The following is a 256-nucleotide window of genomic DNA, read 5'->3' as shown; positions in this document are numbered from 1 at the left end:
GCTGCACCGTCGCCCACACCCAGTGCCGGGTGCCGGATCCCGCCTGGCGCCAGCTCGTCTCGTCCATGTGCAGCACCGCCGCGCCGTGGCAGCTCGCCGCCGCCTGCTGCACCGGTGCCTGCAGCGCCTGCGCCACCAGCCCTTGCGCCTGCGAGATCGCCCCCAGGCTGAAGCGCACCCCCAGCACCTCGCCCAGCAGCGTGCGGATCTTGTCCTGCGTCAGGTGGTACCGCGTGCCCAGCGCCCCGATCAGGGC

At 74.2% G+C, this 256-nt stretch carries 1 protein-coding gene; it reads right to left on the bottom strand.

The features are described 5' to 3' along the window. The coding region (locus HZU84_RS20175) for an IS66 family transposase (protein WP_180693139.1) at positions 1 to 256 on the bottom strand (256 nt) is incomplete at both ends.

This window comes from Sphaerotilus sulfidivorans (assembly GCF_013426975.1).
GTDB classification, from domain to species: Bacteria; Pseudomonadota; Gammaproteobacteria; order Burkholderiales; family Burkholderiaceae_C; genus Sphaerotilus; species Sphaerotilus sulfidivorans.
This window is presented reverse-complemented; position numbering and strand designations above follow the sequence as displayed.